Origin of the sequence: Vibrio sp. MM46, assembly GCF_027587135.1 — a bacterium.
GTDB classification, from domain to species: Bacteria; Pseudomonadota; Gammaproteobacteria; order Enterobacterales; family Vibrionaceae; genus Vibrio; species Vibrio harveyi.
In genome coordinates this window covers 113,091-134,867 of the sequence record NZ_JAPPTO010000013.1, presented here as the reverse complement: position 1 = coordinate 134,867, position 21,777 = coordinate 113,091, and the positions used below count along the sequence as shown (strand labels likewise).

At 44.3% G+C, this 21,777-nt stretch carries 3 protein-coding genes; 1 reads left to right on the top strand and 2 read right to left on the bottom strand.

Annotated features, from left to right (window positions below; translation table 11 throughout):
* Positions 1 to 57: 57 nt before the first annotated feature.
* Complete coding sequence (locus OH459_RS16020; protein ID WP_269987666.1) at positions 58 to 501, top strand: hypothetical protein; 444 nt, start codon at positions 58 to 60, stop codon at positions 499 to 501.
* Positions 502 to 1,089: 588 nt separating this feature from the next.
* Here OH459_RS16020 and OH459_RS16015 read toward each other — a convergent pair.
* A complete protein-coding gene (locus tag OH459_RS16015) occupies positions 1,090 to 15,057 on the bottom strand; it encodes a non-ribosomal peptide synthetase (RefSeq protein WP_269987665.1) in 13,968 nt (4,655 codons plus the stop codon).
* Positions 15,054 to 21,776 (bottom strand): non-ribosomal peptide synthetase, encoded by a 6,723-nt coding sequence (locus OH459_RS16010; RefSeq protein ID WP_269987664.1) that lies wholly within the window; start codon positions 21,774 to 21,776, stop codon positions 15,054 to 15,056. Before OH459_RS16010 ends, OH459_RS16015 begins: the two co-directional genes overlap by 4 nt.
* Position 21,777: the final 1 nt, after the last annotated feature.

Below are 21,777 nucleotides of genomic sequence, written 5' to 3'. Positions count from 1 at the left end.
CTAGATCGTATATTAGCAGCACGAAAACGTTACGAAGAAGCTATTCAGGAGTTAAAGATGGTTGAGAAGTTAAAAGGATTAGAACTAGATAAGGCGATAGAGAAGGAACTTATCCGGATGTGTGATGAAGGGTTTGAGAACTCACCTATCACGCAGGCAAATCTATTTAGGAGATTAAATAGCCAGGGGCTAATTAACACGAGGTCAACATTAACCAGTCGTAAAGAACTAATTGATGCTTTTAGTAAGCAGCAGAAAGATGCGGTCAAAGGTACTCTCGGGGAAACATTGAAAAAAACCACATCAATGACAAGGGCAGATTTAGAGAAAGCAAATGCGCGGCTGCATGAGCGAGTGGAAGAATCTCGCAAGATGCTACAGGTGAACACGAAGTCCATCATTAGTATGGTTAAAACCATCCGTTTACAAACCAAAGTTCGAAATGTTGAGCGGTGCCTTTCTCCATACCTTATTCGAGAACTGCACGAAAATAAGGAATAAAACGTAAGTTTTAAAAGCTTCCTAAAGAATACTTAGAAAAACTCGTTGGGATTGTAGGTTGAGAAATTTATCTAATTTAACCGTAATCTATTTACCATAAACTACGTAATCAGAAGAGCTATTTAACTAAAGTTTAATAGTTCTTCTGATTACAATTGCATTTATTTCATGTGATTACTTAGACTTCAATGAGAGTTTGGAGATCTAGTTCCTAAGGAACGGTTTATCAGAGATTTCGACCCCTCCCTGTATAAAGCACGATGGCGGTCGCCCCCTTGTGCTCGCTGTGTGGTGAAGTGGTTACCCAGCCGTATCGGCATCTTCGCGTACTGTAGACGTGCTCCGCGCAGTTCATGTCTAGACCAAGTTGAAAGAACTGACCTAATCGATGACTCGTTGACACTTTGCGACGATATACCTGATTTTGACATCGAGTTAGTATCACTAAGCGCCGATAGTTCACACCCAAGAATTACGTGGCTATCAGATTTGGTTAAAGAAGTTGTTACGGAGAAGGTTTCAAGGCTGCGTAATTCAAGTCATAAGAGTGGAGTGCCTCTCTGATAAGAGGCACTATCATTACTAACTTTATGGTTCACTGATTAAAGTGGTTCGTAAGCGATTGAGTTTGTGAGAAATATCATTAGCTAATCGGACATCCCGGATAATGCTATTATGGTCACCGTTTAAAATTGTTACATTCGTCTTTCCATACACATCCCACTCATATTCAGATGCCCCATGTTGATAGTCGCGATCTACGAGCGTATCGCTCGCCCACCAAACATCTATGGGCGAAGACACCGCTTCAAGTTGATGGTTTTGCATCAAAGAATGGCACTTCATAAATAGTTTCATTTGCAAATAATACAGTTCTTTATTTTCAATACTCATATTGTGACCCATCTCAACATCATGAATCACATCAGAGAAGGCATTAAAAGCAATATCATCGCGACTCGTATCAATTGCTGACTGCAAGCGCAACTCTAATTCATCTAGAAAAACAGCATGTTTGCCAAGAAGGAAGCGTCTCGCTTCATTATCTAAACACGCCAAGTAACGGCTAACATGAGGTAATGTCGGAAGTGTTAGCACTGCCCTTTGAGGATTTGCTCTCGCATCTACCAGCCCAAGCCACTCTACTCTTTCACCATCCGCTTCTAGTAAATGAGTCACTGAAACCGCCAGCCAAGCACCAAATGACCAGCCCAACAAACGTACTGCTCCCGTTTTTTGAACAGAGCGAATGAGATCAGCATACAGGCTAGCATAGCCGTTCACAGAGTCTGGTGCATTCTCCAAATTAACAAGTTGCGGTGATTGAATACCATATACGGTCTGTTCTTTTGGCAATAAGCTAACTAGTTCTTCATAAGCTTTTACATGACCACCCGCAGGGTGAAATACAAATAATGGAGGCTGCATTGACGAACCTCTATTCAAACATACCAGCAGGTCTGAATGGGGTATTTGGCTCGATATTGGTATTTGTGGATCACTACAGTCATAGCCATGTTTGCTTTCACTTTGCTCTTCGAGCAATCGCGCTAGATCACGTAGAACAGGGAATCGAAACAATTGTGTAAGGGATAGTTCGATACCTAGTTTCTTCTTCAGCCCAGATACAAAACGACCAGCTAACAATGAATTACCTCCGATAGCGAAGAAATCATCATCTGCAAATACATCCGCACTATCTAGTAAGGCTTGCCACTCCCCTGCTAGCCAAGTTTCTGTTTCCGTTGCTGGTAATAAACCAGATGGAATGGAATCGTCTGGTTCTGGCAATGCTTTGCGATCAACTTTGTTGTTTGCATTTAGTGGCATCGATTGCAAAACAACAACACGTTTCGGCACCATGTAGAAAGGCAGAGATTTACGTAATCTCTCTAAAACCTGTTCTGTATTTATCTCCTCTCCTGATGCGAGCGTTACATAACCAATTAAACATGCTTTCACTGAGTCCGGGTAGCATAGCTTTACCGCAGACTCTTTTACTGCCGTAATTTTCGCTAGCGCAGCTTCAATGTCGCCAGCTTCGATACGATAGCCACGCAGCTTCAACTGAAAATCTTTCCTACCTACAAACTCAATCTGCCCCTTCATACCAATGCGGACAATATCACCCGTTGCATACATTCTCGCACCTTTTTGAGTACTAAACGGATCAGGGGTGAACGTTTGTGCCGTCAGGCTTGCTTGTCCAGCATAACCACGAGCTAGCCCTTGGCCACCGATGTATAACTCCCCTTCGGCTCCAACAGCGACAGGGTTTAACCAATCGTCTAATACATAGAAATTGGTGTTAGCGATAGGTAGGCCCAGCGAAGGAGACTGTGCTTGCTGTTGATCAACATTAAGCATCGATGACCAAACTGTCGTTTCAGTCGGTCCATAAACGTTCATCACTTTCGCTCCCTGTTCTACCATGTAGGACGCTAGAGGCGCTGGTAATGCCTCACCTCCAGTCAGGACCGTCAGTGCTGACCAATTAACTGACTCGTGCTCCGCAAGCATCTGCCAGGTGACTGGCGTTGCTTGCATAAATGAGATGTCTCTTTCATCTATTAACCGAGCTAGTTGACTAGCATCACGGGCATCATCGTAACTCGCCACAAACACTTGCCCGCCGCTAAGCAAAGGTAGAAACATTTCTAGACCCGCGATATCGAAACCAATGGTTGTTACAGCAAGCAGTCGGTCAGATGCTTGGATTTGGGTTAACTCCAACATGCTTTGCAGGAAATTAGCAAACGCAGCGCGAGAAATCTGAACTCCTTTAGGTACCCCAGTAGAACCAGAAGTAAAAATAATATAAGCCAATTGTTCGGGGTGATTCGCTGGTCTTGTGTTCATCCAACTTGGATCATAGGTACATTGATTTAATAGCTGCTGCGGCGACTTGACACAGCCATAATGGTCAAAGTCAGTCACTGATTCATCAGCTAACATTAATGCAGGACTCGCTTGCTCTAAAATCAACGCCAAACGTTCTTTGGGTTGATTTGGATCCAGTGGAATATAAGCCGCGCCAGACCAATAAACCGCTAGCAAAGATACCAACATATCAACGCCCCGACGCTGACAAACCGCTACTTTAGACTCACAACCAATACCTGACTCACTTAAGCTTTGAGCTAGATATGTCGCGCGCTCCACAAGCTGTTGATATGTCAAAGCGCCTTCAGTATCACTAACGGCAATACGTTGTGGAGATGTGTTCGCTACTGATAAAATTTCAGTTTCTAACGTCCAGCTTTCCGACCAATTTCGCAGGCTCTGCTCCACAAACTGTGAAGGAAGCAAAGTAGGCTGATTCATCACATTTCCTAGCAGCTGATCACAGCTAAACACCATACTTTCAAGAACAGTCTTAAAGGTCTCTACCATTTTGATTACATGAGAATACGACAGTCTTTCGCCATCACAACCAACTCGTAAAACAAGCTCACTTCTTGGCATCACCGTAATAGATAAAGGATAGCTATTACGCTCATAACCGTCTAACGGTGTAACTGTAAGATGTTCAGCAATATTGCTTCGCTCTGACATCGCCTCGTTTTCAAACACAAGCAATGAATCAAACAGCGATTGACCGCGGTTGATTTCACTTTGAGCGATAATCTCACTTAATGGGGTGTACTCATATTCTCTTAACCTTACTCCTTGTTGATGGATATTTTGTAAAAGGGTTCCAGTATCGAGCATTGGGTTCAGTTGAACTCGAACCGGCAATGTATTTATGAAGATTCCCACCATTTGATGAGCTTCCGCCAGTTCAGCAGGTCGACCCGACGTTGTCATACCAAAAACAACGTCATGCTGACCGCTATGGTGCGCTAGGGTTTGTGCCCATGCTGCTTGGATCACCGCATTCAAGGTGACGCCTTTACGCTTAGCGAGTTCTTTTACGTTCTGTGTCAACTCATGAGACAAAGTATGATCTTCAAGGGTAAATTCTTCTCCACTCTGCCCGGGTACCAGTTTTAATGGTGAGTCAAAACCTTTTAACTCTTCATTCCAAAAGCGCTTACTGTGTTCTAAATCTTGCTGACCCAACCAATCTAAATATCGAGTGAATGGCGGCCTTTTCGAAGGCAAGCTCGCTACTTTTCCAATGAGATTAAGATAGCGATGAACCATATCTTTGATGATGATCGACGAACACCAAGCATCAACAATCAAGTGATGTCGGCTCCACACTAACCAATGGCGATTTTCATTTACTTTTATTAAATGCAGCCTCATTAAAGGCGGCTTGGCTAAATCAAACCCTTTCTCCCTATCTGTTTTACAAAGTTGCTTCAACTGAGCTTGTTGCCACTCCAGCTCTTTTCCACACCAATCGTGTCGGGACATGGGTAAAGATGAATGAGCCGAAAACCATTGAGTTGGCGCTTTGTCACCATGATCTTCGAAAGCCGCATTTAAGATAGCTTCCGCATCAACAGTCTGCTGCCAAGCCCGGACAAACGAATCAACATCAAGCTCTCCCTCAAGCTCGACGGTCGTTTGATTAAAATAGAGCGGTTCTTTTGCAGACGCACTATGTAAGAACATTCCTTGCTGTATTGGAGTCAACGGGTAATGTTTTATTTTCGTAACATTGCTCGAACGCTCTAAAGTAGCTTCGTTTTGTGACTCCGCTTTGCTTGCAACTATCGATTTCACGTTTGTTTCAAATTGTTCAAACATGTTTTTTAGTTTTGGTCCGATGTCAGATGGATATTGCCAAGAGACATAGAGTTGCCCTTCACGAATCTGTGCCGTCACTTCGATGAGTTGGCGTCGCAAGCTTTCAGGATGTCTTGATTTTCCAACACCGTCTGCGACCAACTGCCATTCACCATTAGTGCTCATAACTTGCCCTAGATAATTGAACACTAGTTGCGGGTGTACAAACGCTAATTCTTGTTTGAGGTAACGTAAAACACCGTATCCAACACCATTATTAGGCACTTGTGAAAGCGTCAATGCAGCCTCTTCAAGTGATTTCTGCTGCGCAGAAAAAGCGACAGGGTAGCGTGAAGTAAACCATCCTACTGTTTCAGATAAGTCAACATGCGAATCCAATAACTCACGGCCATGACCTTCTAGTTCAATCATTACTTTAGACTTATTGAACTGATTGCAAAGTGCTTGTGAAAGTGCAGATAACATAGCAACTTCACAGCCTGTCTTTCCGTGTATTGAACCAAGGCAAATAAGCGATTGAGTGACTCCCTCGTCGAAGACTTGTACTGTTTTGTCAGCCGTCGCAATCGTTCCATTCTGTGCCTCCGGGAGCAGTTGCCCGTCCAGTGAACGCGCTGCCATTGGTAACCAAAACTCACGAGCCCGCTTCAATACATCGGCAGAGCAATTCATTAGTGCATTATGCCAATCTGACACTGATGCCGATCCTTGACCAAGTTCGATGTTATGACCAAGACACTTTGCTTGATACGCGTGAGCCAGATCGTTTCCAATGATTCGCCATGAAACACCATCAACGACTAGATGATGGGCCACCAGCAACAAACGAGCTCCCCCTTGTTTGAGGTTAAAAGCGACCACTTTGAACACTGGGCCGGTAACTAAATTTAAGCTTTCTTGACAATGTTGTGTTAACTCTTCAACACTTTGTAATGTTTGGTTGTCAAAGGTGGTGTAAACGCCAGCAACTTGCCCACTATGACTTTGTCGTATTTCAGCGCCTTGCTTGTATGCAAAACGACTGGCCAGTGCAGCATGCTTCTCAATCAAAGCTTCAACCGCTGCCGACATCGCTTCATGATTCACAGCTTGTGGAAGAGCAAGCATGATTGCCTGGTTCCAATGATGAATTACAGGTTGCTCGACTTCATAAAACCAGTGCTGGATCGGCAATAAGTTGGACTGTTGAGAAGGCACAGTCGTTTCTATCAAAGGCGTATTAATAACGGAAGACGGCAGTACCTTGGCATCAGAATTATTCGGTTCAGAGATCACCTTATGTTCATTATCAACCAACATATCTACGAGTTCATTCAGGCGCGGCGAACTAAAGATTTGTTTAGGTGTTAACTTCAAATCGAATTTACTCAATCGAGCAATCAATTGAAGCGCCATAATCGAGTCACCTCCCAATTCAAAGAAGTGAGCATCAGGAACAATCGACTCTAAATTAAATAACTCTTGCCATATTTGAGTTAACTGACCAAGTACTTTACTACGTTCGGAGGCATTCAATGACTCTCGCGCTTCCAAATCAAAATCAGTATGTTCTTCGGTTGAAAACTCGGTATTAGATTCAATTATTGGTTCGACAGAAGATCTCGAAACGGTCGATAAGGACTGATTTTCACCCTTATCAGTTGCAGACTCTTCAAGGCGCTTAGCAAGCATACGAATACTTGGATCCTCGAAAACCATTTTAGGCGTCAATGTCAGACCTTGCTGTTTTGCTTTTGCAATCATCTGCAACGTAATGATCGAATCACCACCTAAGGCGAAGAAGTTATCATCCACATTTACTTTCTGTTTTAGAAGCTCCTCCCATAACGTTTGAAGAGTTGCTTCTGTTTTAGAGGTGGATTGAACATTCACCGCTTCAACTACCTTCGTAGCTAGTGCATTTTCAGTTTTGCGTGTTGCTGTAAACTCACTTAATTGCAGCAATGACGGCGCAGAGAAGATCTGCTTAGGCGTGAATTTAAACCCTTTACTAGCTGCTTTAGCGATAAATTGCAGGCAAATGATTGAATCGGCACCCAAGCTGAACAAGTTATCATTGGGCTGTGGCCGCTGACCCAGCAAACCTTCCCATAGTTCAGTTAATACGTGGAGGCTATCATCGTTTTCAACGTCAACCGCACTCGCTCCTCTTGGAGCGCTGCTTGAAGACTTGGATTGCTCTAACCACTGTGCGATTAGAGTACGATCAACCTTACCATTAGAATTCAGTGGTAAGGATTCAACGATCATCCAGAGCGATGGCACCATGTACTCCGGCAAAACTTCTGAGGCGCGTTGCTTAACCGCCGCCAACGAAGCTTCCTTTTCAATCACAACACAGGCCGCGAGACGCAGTCCTGAAGGCCCCGAAACTGCGGTTACGGCGCAATCAATAACAGATTCAAAACTACATAGTGTCTGTTTAACTTCATTAAGTTCTACACGATAACCACGTACTTTAACTTGGTCATCTATCCGTCCTAAGTAAATGAACTCACCATTGTCAGTTTTAGAAACTTTATCACCTGTTTTATAAGCACGAAGCATTTGCTCCTGACCTTTACTATCGATAACTGACACTGACGTAAAGCTGTTTGCTGTCTGTTCTGGCTTATTCAAATAACCTTTCGCGACACCTTGTCCTGCAATTAACAATTCACCTGGTATGCCTTGAGCAACAGGTAAGCCTTGTTCGTCGACGATTAGCGCAATACCGTTGCTAAGTTCAGAGCCCAACGTAATAGATGCTGCCCGATCGTCGACGACTTTAGCCATGCACCCAATTGTTGCTTCTGTTGGACCGTAGTGATTTGCAACATTGATTGTCGGTAATAATGCACGAACGTCTTGCACCAAATCAGTTGTTAATGACTCACCACCGGAAATCAACCATTGACGCGGAAGAAGACGCTCTGGTTTCTCTACAGCGAGTAACGCTTTTAGGTGCGACGGCACAATCTTCAGAACATCAATTGGGAAGCGCTCTAGATATTGTGCTAGTGCGGAAGGGTCAAAACTCAGTACATTCGGTATCAAAGCCAGCGTTCGACCCGTAACTAATGCGCCAAGTACGCAAGTCAAACCAAGATCCGCAGAAACTGTGGCTAATGTCGCCATCGTTGCGTTGGGTTCTATATCAATACGCTCAAACAATGCATCGACATAACTGATAGCATTGCCATGAGTCACTTCGACGCCTTTAGGTTGCCCTGTCGATCCCGATGTATAGATAACATAGGCCGTGTCTTTCGACTGTATTATTGCCGGAGGCAACAACGCGCCTGATTTCGCTGGTAGAGAGAGAAGAGTTCGAATATTTAACCAAATATAACGTTCATCCAACTCATCATTTTCCCAATACTCGGGGGTATCAAGCCCCAAGACACAGCATACGTTGGCATCCGCAAGCATGTAACTCACCCTCTCAGCAGGCAACTGCGGATCAATGCACAGCCACGCAGCCCCTTTCCACCAAGCTGCAAGCATCGCCACTATTTGTTCTTGCTCTCTTGGTAAGACAAGCGCAATGACACGTTTAGAGGCAGTAATATCTGGAAGATAACTTGCCAAATGTTCGGCTTGAGTTAGAAGATGCTGGTAAGTGATAGAAAGTTGTTCTCCCTTGTCATCAACCAATAAGCCAGTTGCAGAACCTGAGTTCGACATCACCCTTTCCAGTAGATTACCAACTGGCTTAGCCATGCTCGTCTGGAGTTTAGGGAACCCTCCTACAACCCAATCTTTAACGCGGGTTTGAAGCGTATTTGCGTCGTTGATTAATTTATCGACCGCTAATAACAATTCGTCGATCATTTTCGTAGCTATATTGTGATCAACACGTTCTAAATCTAGCAGCAGGTCAAATCTCAGGTCTTTTTGAGGTACAACGCGTAAAGTGAGAGGGAAGTTATTACGCACGTGATGATCGTCTAGCGTCAACGTCAAACCATGTTGAGGTTGTTCATCGGACGCAGGTAGGTTCTCAAACACCAATAGTGTTTCAAACAAGACTTGGTCTTGCGGAACTGAAGACGCTCGTTGAATACGAGCGATTGGTGTTTGTTCAAATTCTCGCATAACTAAGTTCTTATCTTGCAACTCAGTCAGCCACTCTAAAACCGACAGATCAGAGTTCAAATCCAATCTTAGTGGCAAGGTGTTAATGAACACGCCCAATATACGATCTGATCCTGGTAAGTCACTTGGTCGTCCCGCTGTCGTCACACCATAAACTACATCTCTCGAACCCATGTAACGAGCAAGAATACTTCCCCAGAGGCCTTGAACAAGCGTATTTAGCGTCAATGAGTTTTGCTGACAGAGTCGTTCAATTTCAGCTGTACGCGCCTTACCCAGATACTGGTGAGTAATCAGATAAGCGTCTTCTTTTATTGCGTGTTTAGGTTTTGAACCTGCGATGTAAGCGGCAGGAAGTGAGTTCGTAGATGTAAAACCCGTTAGTTGCTCACGCCAAAACTTATTTGCACCTACTTCATCTTTTAACTCTAACCATTCAATGAAGTTTCGGAAAGGCACTGCAGGTTGTTTCGATATCTGCTCCCCCGATAGACGAGCAAAATACCCTTGCATCACTTCGCCTACCAGCATATTCAGGCACCACCCGTCCATGATCAAATGATGTATGGTCCAAACCAATTGGTGATGGTTTTCACTATGTTTGATAAGAACAACACGCATCATTGGTGCTTGAGAGAACTTAATCTGGGAAATTTCACGCTGACGTAAACTTTGCAGCATCAAATCTTTATCTGCCTGAGCGATGTCCTGCCAGTCTAGTTCCTCAAATGGCAATTTAGCGGACTGAAACACAACTTGATGGGGTTCGTCAACGTCATCAGTAATCACCGCAGTTCTAAGGGCTGGATGACGTTCCACGACGTCTATCCATGATTCTTGCAATTGCTGAGAGTTAAGCGCTCCCTCACACTTAGCAATGCTTTGGCTGATGTAAGCAGCATCGTGATCCAAACAATGGAAAAGCATGCCTTGTTGCACTGGGGTAAGTGGATAGACATCCTCTACCGCACAATCTACATATTTTCGAACGAGGTTAACCGCTTGATCATCGCTCAAATTCGCCAGAGGGAAATCAGCTGCAACCGCCCCCTTGAGGCTTGGGCTATTATCACATAGTGCATCCAACATATCGCCTAGTTGAGATACATACTCAGCCCCAAACTGGGCTATGGTTTCTGGAACAAATGAACTGCGCGAGTACTGAAGGTTAATTTTCAGCTGATTCTTACTGATAAACGCATTTACTTCGAGTAGCCATGATAATGGGTTCTGAGTGTCACGAAACCCTGTAAGCTTTTCCGGAGCCTGCTGCATGAAACCACTGCTTTGTGCATTATCAAGCTGCCCTAAGTAGTTGAAGACGAGTTGCGGCTCCAACGCATCGCTCAAGAATGATTTAACAGCACTAAAAGGAGTATGGGATTCTGGTAATGCACTCAACTGGCGGCGTACAGTAAGCACTCTTTCTTGCCATGAACCTAATTCACTGCTGATCAACGCTGGGTAAAGTCGAGTAAACCAGCCCACTGTTTCACTGACATCACAATCAACGAGATCACGCCCGTGTCCTTCTAGACTAATGAGGTGGTGCTGAGATTGAGTCCAATTTGACAGCGCCTTAGCGAGCGCTGTCAAACAAAGTTCGTCAATGCGAGCGCGCAGTGTACTTCCTGCATGTTTGAGCAATCGTTCGGTCTGGTCTGTCGATAGGCAAACTTGTGTGCTGCCTTGGAGACCTGCGGGGTATGGCACCTCAACTGGATCTGTTGGTAATGTGGTAGAAAGAGCCTCTCTTGATTCCGGCCTGTTTTGCCACTCATGCCACTTAATAATCCCTTCAGAGCTCGGTTTGTATTCAGCCACTTGCTCAGACCAGCGTTTGAATGGCTTAGTTTGGTATCGAGTTGGTGCCAATGATACTTTGTTACATAACTTGATATAGTCACTTTCCAACTGAGAAAGCAATATACGCCAAGAAACACCATCAACTACAAGGTGATGTGCTACTAGTAGTAAACGGCTTTCTGACCCACCAAAGTGAATTAATGCACATCGAAACACCTCTCCTTGAGCGAGCTTAAGCCGAGTCTGCTCAAATTCACTAATCTCTGAGACAGCGTGCTGTTTCTCTTCATCGGTTAGAGAGTGACGTTCATACACTGTAAACGCGATGTCTCTTTTCGCATCAGTCTCCGAAACACTTTGCACCCATTGCTTGGTATTCTCTTGGTAATTGAAGCGCGCGACTAACATTGGGTGAGCGTTTACCAAGCGCTGTAAAGCTCGACGCAAATAGGAGACATCAACCTCTGTATAACTTGCCAGCAAGAGTGCTTGATTGAAATGATCAGGGTTCACCAACGCTTGATTTAAGTACCACTGTTGAATAGGTGCCAATGGTACTTCACCAAACATATCCCCTACATCGTAATCTTGCTGCTTATCTTGTGTTGCAACAGACGCAAGCAACTCTACGGTTTGATTACGGAATATATCTTTCGGCTCAAGTTTTAGCCCCATATCTCGAGCGCGTGCTACGACCTGTAGGCTGACAATTGAATCGCCGCCAATGGCAAAGAAATTATCGTTAATTCCGATTTGCTCAACACCGAGTAGGCTTTGCCAAATCTCAGCAAGAATCTGTTCTTTCTCTCCTCTTGGTGCCACGAAGTCGTTTCGATTCAATGCTGCTAAATTTGGCGTTGGTAGAGCTTTTCGGTCTACTTTTCCGTTCACACTCAATGGCATTGCATCCAATGAAACGAAAGCGGTAGGAATCATATACTCAGGTAAACTCTCTAGTAGATATGCTTGCCACTGTGTAAGTTCCGGTAGACTATGTTCATCTTTAGCTACGATATAAGCGACTAAGAAATCCGATAATTTCTCATCCTTACAAACTGCGACCACGACTTCTTTCACAGCAGAGTGCGCTGCTATTCTTGCCTCTATTTCACCAAGTTCGATACGTAATCCTCGGATCTTAACTTGGAAATCAGCGCGCCCTACATACTCTATGCTCCCATCTTCAAGGTAACGGGCGACGTCACCTGTTTTGTATAGCCGGCTGTATTGAGCATCACCCACCGCGCCGTCTTGAGCGAACGGATTAGGGATAAAGGTTTTAGCGGTGAGGTCTGGACGATTGAGATAACCACGCGCTAAACCAATCCCGCTAAGATAAAGCTCGCCACTGGCACCGATTGGAACAGGATTGAGCTCTTCATCTAGAATCCAAGTTTGAATATTCGCAATCGGGGAGCCAATTGGCACGAGATCTTTAATATGTTGTTTTCGGCAATCCCAATGCGTCACATCAATAGAAGCCTCGGTCGGCCCATAAAGGTTATGGAGCTCTGCGCCCAGCACTGATAAGCATTGCTGCTGTAGCTGATAAGGTAACGCCTCACCACTACAGAAAATTTGCCTTAAAGAGCGACAACAGGATGCGTGAGGGTTATCTAGGAAAACTTGCAACATGGCTGGGACAAAGTGCAACGTAGTAACTTGGTATTTCTCTATTAGCTCAATAAGTCGTTGACTGTCTTTATGCTCTCCCGCCTCCGCCAATACGAGTGTAGCTCCTGTCATCAATGGCCAGAAAAACTCCCAAACAGAGACATCAAAACTGTACGGTGTTTTCTGAAGAACCACATCTTTACTGCCAAGACAATATTCATCCTGCATCCAGAAAATTCGGTTCATAACACCGCTGTGAGGAACAGCTACACCTTTAGGTTGACCAGTTGAACCTGAAGTATAAAGCACATAAGCCAATTGATGAGGATGATACTCGGGAGTGTTAAATTCAATGCTTTGACCGTCAACCAAACTGAATGCGTCATCTAACGTCCATAGATCTTGTGTTAGCTCAGTTTTTTCAAAACGACTCGAAAACTCGGGAAGCACCAAGATTACCTTAGGTTTGGCATGTTCCACGATGTAATCTAAACGTTGTTGCGGGTGATCAGGATCAAGAGGTAGATACGCACAACCAGCTTTCACAGCAGCGAGAATGCTCACCACCATTTGAGGGCATCGAGTCATACAAATCGCCACTTTGTCTTCCGTTTTACACCCTTGAGCGACTAACCAGTTCGCAAGCTGATTAACCTTTTGGCCTAGCTCTTGGTAGCTCCATGACGCATTTTGATATTTGAGCGCAATATGATTTGGCGTTAACTCTTGCTGATCGGATAACGCCTCTGCCAATGTATTAGGCAAGTCATACTCTTTCGCAGTGTCATTCCAATCTTGTAGCTGAATTCGCTCTTTGTTTAATAATGAGGAGTGTAATGCTAAGGGCTGGTCACCCGCTGAAATTAGATACTCCAGCGCAGCAAGATAATGCTGTGCTAAGTCTGCGACAGTTTCTCTATCAAACAAGTCGACTCTGTACTGGAAAGACAGGCTGATACCGCTTCCGTCATTGTTCGCAAACAAAGATATATCAAACTTGGCGCTATACTCTGGCACAGGTAATGGTTGAAGTCTCATGTCAGCCAACTGGATCGGTTCGCTAGGCTCATTTACTAGATAATTAAACATAGTCTGAGCCAAAGGTTCATGCTCACCTTCTCTAGACGCGACCAATTCATCGACTAACTTCTCAAATGGCATCGCTGAATGTTGTTTTGCGCCTGATAGTGCTTCATTTACTTTCTTAATCCAAGACGTTGTTGTTTGCCCTTCCGACCAATGCGTTTTCACCACCATAGTGTTAACAAATAGGCCAAGCATGCTCTCTAGATCTTGATGTGCCCTTTCAGAAACTGGGCACGCGACTCGAATCTCATGCATACTTGAACGTCTTACAAGCAGCCACTGGTAAGCTGCCAATAACACGGTATTTGGCGTAACTTTATGCATGAGACAGAACGATTTAAGAGCAGTAAAGAGTTCTGGATTCAATTCGAAGTTATACCTCGCACCAGCGTGAGTCGTTTGTGGCGTTTTTGGCCGATCAGTTGGCAATGATAAGCAATAGTCTTCCGTACCAAGTGTTTCGCGCCAATAGGCCTTTAGCTCCTCATAATAATCGCTCTCGAATAGGGCATTTTGCCACGCAGCATAATCCAAATACTGTAATTCTGATGACTGTGTTCTTGTCTCTACGCCCCCTTGTAATTTGGCTTGACATTTTTGGACAAATTGTTTGGTCAATAACTGCAATGACCAGTGGTCGATAACAATATGGTGAAAAGTTAGCACCAAGTGAGACAGATGCTCTCCCAGTTTTAATTGCGTTAGACGAAACAGTGGCGGATTAGCTAGGTCAAATGGTCGAGTCATTGCAGATTGCAATGCTTCTTTATACTCATTGGATTCAAGTTCATTGGCCGCTAATTCAACACATTCAATCTCAAACTCTTGATCCACTGATTGAGCTTCTAGCAATTCTACCTTTGGTTTTCCTGCCACTTCCGAAAATTGAGTATGGAAAATTTCATTTTCTTTAATTAGATCAGAGAAAACTGAGCGAATTGAATCAATATCCGTTGAGCCTTCTATCGACAGCAGCGCATTGACATTGTACTGACCACTGTTTGGCTCCAACTGCTGTAAGAACCACAAACGCTTTTGAGCAGAAGACATCGGTAATACATCGCTTTCGCGATCTATAGCGTCAGGTATAGGCAACTGAGCTATCTTTTTCTGTTCAACAAGGTATTCAATAATGGCTTGTTTATTTTCCATTAACTCTTGCTTAATCTGCGTGGTTAACGCCCCCTTAGGAGCGTCAATTTTCAGTTTTTCGTTTTCCAGGCTAATTCGAATATTGCGCTGAAATAACTGCGTAATATATACAGCAATACTCATAACTCGAAGCTCTCCCATTCTTCATCTACTTCTGTTGCTGACTCGGCTTGATGCATTAACATCTCGATATAGCCAGCTTGCTGTTCCAATACAGACATTTCCAACACGTCAGTTAATCGAATACTCAGCCCATACGTTTGGTTCACTCTATTGACTAGACGTGTGATCAGTAACGAATGTCCACCCAAAGAGAAAAAGTTATCGGTTTTACTGACTTCCTTGACATCGAGCAGTGCTTGCCAAATTTCCGCAAGGGTCTGCTCCGTTTCTGTCTCAGGAGCTACGAAAGCCTGTGTGTGCCATGCCGGTTCTGGCAACGATTTGCGATCCAATTTTCCATTTTGAGTAACTGGCATTTTGTCTAGCTCAGTCACGACTGCGGGGATCATGTATTCGGGTAAAGTTCCAGATAGATAATCGCGCCAAATATTAGGCTCACTGAGTTGGCCAACATAGTCTGGTTGAGGAATTATGTAAGTGGCTAAGTAATCCCCCGATGAGGCGTTCTGACGGACAATCGTCACGACTTCTTTTACACCATGATGCGCTGCGATAGAGGCGTCTATCTCGCCGAGTTCGATCCGTAAGCCACGAATTTTCACTTGGAAATCAGAACGCCCAACGTACTCAATAGCGCCGTCTTCACGATAGCGAGCAACATCGCCAGTACGGTACAAACGTGCATACTCAACATCAGACGACGCATTACAATCAGCAAAAGGATTGGGAATAAAGGCCTGCTTTGTCAGATCTTCACGACCCAAGTAACCGCGAGCCAATCCGACACCAGCAAGATATAGCTCCCCTTCAACGCCTACAGGTACAGGATTGAGAGAAGAATCCAAAATCCACGTTTGCATGTTCGCGATTGGATAACCTATCGGCACGACACCTTGGATATTCTGATTTCGGCAATCCCAGTAGGTGACATCGATAGAGGCTTCCGTAGGTCCGTATAAATTGTGTAATTCGGCTTGCAACGTATGCAGACATTGCTGTTGAAGTTGGTATGGCAGAGCTTCACCACTACAGATGATTCGCGATAACGCGCTACAAGCTTGAGCATTAGGGTTATCCAAAAAGCTTTGCAACATGGATGGTACGAAATGAATGGTAGTAACATGATGCTGTTGAATAAGTGAGATCAAACGGTCAGTGTCTTTATGTTCGTTCGCTTTTGCCAACACAAGCTTGGCACCCGTCACTAGTGGCCAGAAAAACTCCCAAACGGATACATCAAAACTATAAGGTGTCTTTTGTAATACTGTATCTGCGTCTGTTAGTTTGTATTGAGTTTGCATCCAAGCTAACCGGTTGACGATGCCGGCATGCGGAATTGCCACGCCTTTAGGCTTTCCGGTCGAACCCGATGTATAAAGCACATACGCCAGATGATCGCCTTTAAGTTCTACATTAGGTGCCACATCAGGATAGGTTTGGCACAGTGAAACCGACTCGTCTAACAATATTGCACGCGCTTGCTCCTTCGCAGGTAATGCGCTTTTGCATGATTCAATCGTCAATACAACCTTTGCCCGAGCATTTTCAGCGATAAAGCCCAGACGATCGGCTGGGAGATCAGGATCAAGTGGTAAGTAAGCGCAGCCCGCCTTTAGGATACCTAATAGACTTACGACCATTTGCGGTGAACGTGTCATACAAACCGCGACCGTTTGATCAGTTTTGCATTCGTGACGGTTGAGCAAGTAATGCGCTAATTGAGAAGCTTTTTGGTTGAGCTCGTTATACGAGTATTCGCAAATTCCCTCTGACGTTTCGTAAACTAAAGCGACGCGGTCGGGTGTTCTTCTAGCTTGATCTTCAAGCCATTGAACCAGTGTTTCAGGAATTTCATCAAAGCTTGTTTCAGTTTTATTCCAAGCCCAAGGAGCGAAATGTTCTCCTCCCATGCTGATTTGACGTAGCAAACTCCCACAGCTTTGTTTTTTATCGCTGCTTTCTTGCTCTTGCGAAATCAAGACAAGCAACGACTTAAAATCAGCTAGCATGTTTTGAGCGACTGAAAAATCGATATGCTCAGGATTAATCTCAATCCTAAAGTCGAGCTGTTGATGAGGTACAACGACCAACGTTAATGGGTAGTTATTACGCTCTTTTGTTTCACGAACTGAGAGTGTGAGCTCTTCGGTGAGCGGTTGTGGCTCATTCGGATAGTTTTCGAACACTAACAAGTTATCGAACACTTCTAATTGCTGTCCGCACACCCGTTGAATGGTAGATAGAGGTAGGTGTTCGTGTTCTCGACTTTCCGCCATTTGAGATTGTAGCTTCTGTGCCAACGACACCCAACTCGTCGAAGGGTCGATGTTCGCACGTAATGGTATGGTCGTAATAAATACACCAACCATTTCATCAGCACCTAGCAAGTCATTTGGTCGACCGGAACTCGTCACCCCAAAGGCAAGGTCATTGCAACCAGTGTACCGTTGTAGCGTAAGGGCCCAGATCGCCTGGCACAGAGAGTTCAATGTCAGTCTATGCTTAGCTGCAACATTTCGAAGTACTTCAGCATCGAATATAGACAAGCTATCTAATATTTGAGTTTGGGAGCGTGCCACTGGGCTCGATGCTTCTTGAGTCATTGTCTTAGGTAAACGAGCCACATTCTCATAACCTGCAAAACACTTCGCCCAATACTGTTCACTTTTCTGCGTATCTCGCTTGTTAAGCCACGCGATGAAATCTCGATATGGTCGGTTTGAGATAAGTGCAGGTTGAGTGTGTTTACAAATAGCTGAGTAAGCTTGCTGGACATCACGCAATATAATGCTGGTGCACCAACCATCAACAATCAGGTGATGGCGAGTCCAAACTAAGCTGTGATGGTCATTATTCATTTTGACCAACTTAAATCTCATCAACCCCGCGTTAGTGAGATCAAACCCTTGCTTTAGGTCATCATTAGCTAACTGAGCAAGTTGAGCATCTAAGTTCGGTCTAAAAGCATCACCTATTGCTTGTTCAGACCAATCAATAAATTGCCAGTCATTACTGATTTCTCTTGCAACAAACTGAACAGGGTCGTCTAGATGTTTCCAGACGAACCCACTACGGAGCATCGCATGCTGATCGATAACCCACTGCCATGCCAATTCGAGCGCTGTTACATTTAATGCCCCCTTTAAATCAACCAAACTTTGGTTAATGTACATACCTTCAGAATGATCTGTTAACGTATGGTAGAGCATGCCATTTTGCAAAGGCGTCACTGGGTAAATGTCAGCTATATTTTCAATGGAATGTGGGATACTATCCACCACTTTATCAAGCTGGCTTTGTGACATGTTACACAATGGTACATCTGTCGGAGACAATGTGCTCCGAGCGTGACAACAATGTTCAACTAATAGTGTCAGTTTTTCGACAACCATTTCAGCAACGGCCTCAATTTGAGATTTCGAGTGGACTTTGTTATTGAAGTTCCAACGCATTACTAGCTCGCCATCTGTAATCATGGCGTTTAAATCTAGCCAATGAGGGCGCGTATTATCGCCGTGGCGTTGTTTTGGAATTGTCTCTTTTGCCAACGCTAATCCTGAGTTAATCATCCCTTTATCTGTTTGGCCTAGATAATTGAACACCATCGCCGGAGTAGGTACGCGCTGTAGCTCTTTGTGTAAATACTTTAATACACCAAACCCTTGCCCATGGTTAGGTACATTACGCAGTTGGTCTTTTATTGCTAGAACGTGCTGGCGTAAAGCATCTTGGGATTCTACAAATGCCGAGCTCGCCAGTAGCACTGGGTAACGACTAGTAAACCAACCCACGGTCTGTGAAAGGTCAAGCGAGTCGTGGTGTCGCCCATGACTCTCAAGTTCGATTAAGAAGTCATCTTGACCTCGCCACTCCTGAATCGCTAACGACACAGCTGATAACATCAGTTCATCAACTTTTAACTGATACGCAGTTAGTGCTTTACCTGCGAGCTTATGACTAAGGTCTGCAGATAATCGCACCTCGACCACATCGGTATCCTTGATCTGGTTAAGCAGAGGAGTTTCTGGCTGAACACCAGGGATAGCAGTCCATTTTCCCTTTGTTTCTAAATCAACTTGCTCTAGAGTTTGCCAGTAGTCTCTCGCATTGCTGAGATTCTCTTCTGGCCAGTGATTTAGATCGCTGACCCAAGCTTCGTAAGAGCTTGAGAAAAGCTCTAATCCATCATTCAAAGAAGCACCTGAACACAGAGCCTGATACGCTTGCCAAATCTGTGATGCCAAAATTCGCCACGACACAGCATCAACCACTAGGTGATGTGCTGTGAAGAGGATCCGACCATGAGGCTGCCCCTCTATAACCAATAAATCAACACGGAGCATTGTCCCTTCGAAAATATCCAAACGTGCTTGTTGTTGCTCTAAATAATCAGGAAGCTCTTGTAAAGAAAGCGTGTGTCTATCGATCACAATAGGAGATTGGCTGAATGATTTTTGCCAGTTCTGCTTATCTTCCTCTAAGTTATAAGCCATTCCTAACTGAGGGTGATTAGCCACGACATGTCGTACAGCTTGTGTAAATGCTTCGGTCTCTAGTTCACCCTCATGCTGTAAAAGAATAGACTGGTTCCAGTGAGATGGTTGCTCTAACGCTTGTTCAAAGAACCAGTGCTGTATTGGTGCCAACGCCGGTTTACCTGCTTCTAATGCACCATTTCCCTGTGTTTTGTGGTTTTGGTCATTAGCCGCTGAATCTCCTTCGATTAAAGCCATTGCCAAGGCTTTTGAGGTTTGCAATGCAAACACCTGTTTCGGGCTAACTTTTACGCCCTGTTTCTTAAGTAAAGCGACCAATTGAAGGCTTAATATCGAATCCCCCCCTAACTCAAAGAAACTGTCATTTTCGGTAAGAGCAGGATTATTTAACAGTTGCTTAAACGCAGACAATATGGTGTTTAAATGCGACAACTCTGACACCAAAGAAGCGGTCTTAGACTCAACTTGGCTTGTACTGTCATGCTCTATTAGCTGCTGAGCAATGGCTCTTGGAGTTTGTGCTTTAAAAAGCAGCTTAGGAGTCAAACTTAAACTATGCTTTTTAGCTTTTGCCACCAGTTGCAAGCTTAAAATTGAATCGCCCCCCAACTCAAAAAAACTGTCTTCAGGGCGAACTTCGACATCTAATATTTCTGTAAACAAAGCTATGAGTAGCTTTTCTGTTACTGAGTCGATTACATCACTGTCGACATGACGCGTGACAGGCTGAGCCGTCACATCACAGCAATCATGTTCCGCGCTTAAAGCGATAACCTGCTCTGGGTTTGCAACAAGATCTTCGAGCAATACTAAGTAACTCTCAAGCATTTCAACAATTGTCGCTTCATCAAACAGTTCTTTACTGTATTCCATATCAAGACGCAGAGCTTGCTCTGTTTCGTTTAACCTAAGGGTTAAATCAAAGCGCGCTCGATGCCTTTCGCTAGCAACTGGACTAACAGCGACCCCACCAAGCTCAATGGTTTGGCGTGGAACATTTTGATGAACAAACAGCACTTGAAAGAGCGGCGTCCAAGGCTTTCCGCGCGGGATATTGAGTGTATCTACAACCAAATCAAAAGGGACAGCTTGGTTTTCAAACGCTTGACGAGACGTAATAGATACCTGATCAATTAACTCACGGAAACTCACACGATCTTGCAGTTGGTGACGAATCACCAACGTATTTACTAAAAAGCCAATCATTCCCTCTAACTCAGGACGTTGACGACTCGCGACAGAGGTTCCCAAGCTAATATCAGACCCAGCCCCATACTGATTCAGCAGTAGGCTAAAACCTGCTTGCATCACCGAATATAAGGTCGTGCCCTGTTCTTTCGCTAACGCGTTTAAACTCATAAAAGTCTGCGTTGGGATCGTCAGCTGAACCTCTCCACCTTCATACGTTCGCGAAATAACATCAGGTCTTTGGCGATCTAAAGGTAGCGACATACATTCAGGTGAACCGGCAAGTGTTTGCTGCCAAAATGCCAACTGCTGCTCTGCCTGTTCGCTTTCCAACCATTCCTGTTGCCATTTAGCATAGTCTGCGTACTGAAGCTCAAGCGGGACCACCTTTGGCAAAGTACCGCCTTGGTTTGTTGCATTGAGATATTGCTGGTAATAGTTTGCTAGCTCTTTGATAAGAATGGCTTCAGACCAAGCATCAAAAGCAATGTGATGAACGACAAACACTAGACGCCAATGATGTTCTTTCTCTTTTAACAAATAGACACGTAATGGCAACTCAGTACTTAGGTCAAAAACGGCGTTCGCAACTTCTTGGCTTCTCTTGTCGATATCTTTGACATCCGATTCAACCCATAACGGCAGTTCAAAAGAAGCGTTAGGTCGTTGATTAGGCTTGAAAGTGCCTTCAATTGCGTCATCTTCAATGTGATACGTCGTGCGCAACACTTCATGACGTGTAATTAAAGCATTTAAGGCGTATTTCAACGCCTCTATATCGAGTTGACCGATAAGCTGAATTTGGCTGAATAAGTTATATATAGAACTGCCTTGCTCATAATGGTCAATAAACCATAGCCGTTGCTGTGCATTTGATAAGACTTCTTTACCATTCACTCGTGGTGTAGCAACAATGGGCAGTTGCCAACTATCAATGTTTTTGTCCTTTAGCAACGCGCGAAACTGTGTTTTTTTGTCATCCGGTAACTCGGCCAAACGCAGTGCAATATTTTTAGGGTTAAGTTTCTGGTTCATG

Excerpts from the sequence above, each read along its gene's own strand:
- OH459_RS16020 (WP_269987666.1), top strand. The coding sequence starts at position 58 with ATGGTTGAGAAGTTAAAAGGATTAGAACTAGATAAGGCGATAGAGAAG.
- OH459_RS16015 (WP_269987665.1), bottom strand. The coding sequence starts at position 15,057 with ATGAGTATTGCTGTATATATTACGCAGTTATTTCAGCGCAATATTCGA.
- OH459_RS16010 (WP_269987664.1), bottom strand. The coding sequence starts at position 21,776 with ATGAACCAGAAACTTAACCCTAAAAATATTGCACTGCGTTTGGCCGAG.